The following is a 1177-nucleotide window of genomic DNA, read 5'->3' as shown; positions in this document are numbered from 1 at the left end:
TGATGTTGATGATGAGCAGAATCATCATTGGGTTGTCAGAGATCGCCAGCAGCGCATCGGCAATCATGTATGGAATGTCGGCATTCGCCATCGCCCAAGACATGCCCATAGACGCGCCAACCAACAGCAAAACAATCGATGTGGTGACGGCAGATTCCAAAATGATCTTAGGAAGATCTCGCCATTTCACTTCGCGATACACCAACACCGCTAAAACAAAGGTGTAGACCACGGCGATGGCAGAGGCTTCGGTAGCCGTAAAGATACCGCCGATGATGCCACCCATGATGACCACAATCAGAGCCAGTGAAGGCGCCGCTTTTAGAAATGTATCCCAAACCATCGCTAGCGTTGGGCGAGCAGCAATTGGGTAACCACGACGTTTGGCGATGATCCCAGCCACCACCATGATGCTCAGACCCATCAAAATGCCCGGAATGTAACCGGCAAGGAACAGCGCCGCGATAGAGGTACCACCAGAGACTAACGAGAACACGATCAGGGTGTTACTTGGCGGGATCAATAAACCCGATGGACAAGAGGTGATGTTCACCGCGGCAGAAAAGTTTTCATCGTAGCCATCTTTCTTTTGCAGTGGCGACATAGTGCCGCCAACCGCTGCGGCAGATGCGACGGCTGAGCCAGAAATTGAGCCAAACCTCATGTTCGCCATCACGTTCACGTGTGCTAAGGAGCCAGGAAGACGGCCACCTAACACTTTGGCAAAGTTAATCAGGCGCAGTGCGATACCACCTTGGTTCATGATGTTGCCCGCCAAGATAAAGAACGGGATCGCCAGTAGAGCAAAGTTATCAAGACCTGCTGCCATGCGCTGAGCTACAACCGCAATCGCAGGCTCCAATGGTAGGCCCATTAAAATGGTCGCCAGTGAAGAAAGACCAATGGCGAAGGAAACCGGTACACCAACTGCCAGTAATACAGCGAAGCTGCCAAATAAGGTAAGAATTAATTGCCATTCCATTGTGGAACCCTCTAAGAATCAAGTTGTGAGTCGGTGACTAGGGTTTCACCAGACATTAATTGTTTGACGCGCTCATAAGCGAAAATCACGGAATAAAAGATCATCAGTGCGCCACTGATAGGCAGGCAGAAATAGATGTAGCCCATCTCTAAGCCCAATGCTGGGGTTAGCTGGCCAGTGGCCAATGTTTTGAGT

The 1177-nt window shown here is 50.6% G+C and carries 1 protein-coding gene and 1 pseudogene; both read right to left on the bottom strand.

Annotated elements, in window-relative coordinates:
- Positions 1-982, bottom strand: a 982-nt coding sequence (locus R7Q41_RS24185) for a TRAP transporter large permease subunit (protein ID WP_318144727.1), incomplete at its 3' end; no start/stop codon positions are given.
- Between the two features lie 11 nt (positions 983-993).
- A pseudogene (locus R7Q41_RS24180) lies at positions 994-1177 on the bottom strand (TRAP transporter small permease); the annotation flags it as partial.

This window comes from Vibrio sp. 2096, from assembly GCF_033339595.1.
GTDB lineage: Bacteria > Pseudomonadota > Gammaproteobacteria > Enterobacterales > Vibrionaceae > Vibrio > Vibrio alginolyticus.
This window is presented reverse-complemented; position numbering and strand designations above follow the sequence as displayed.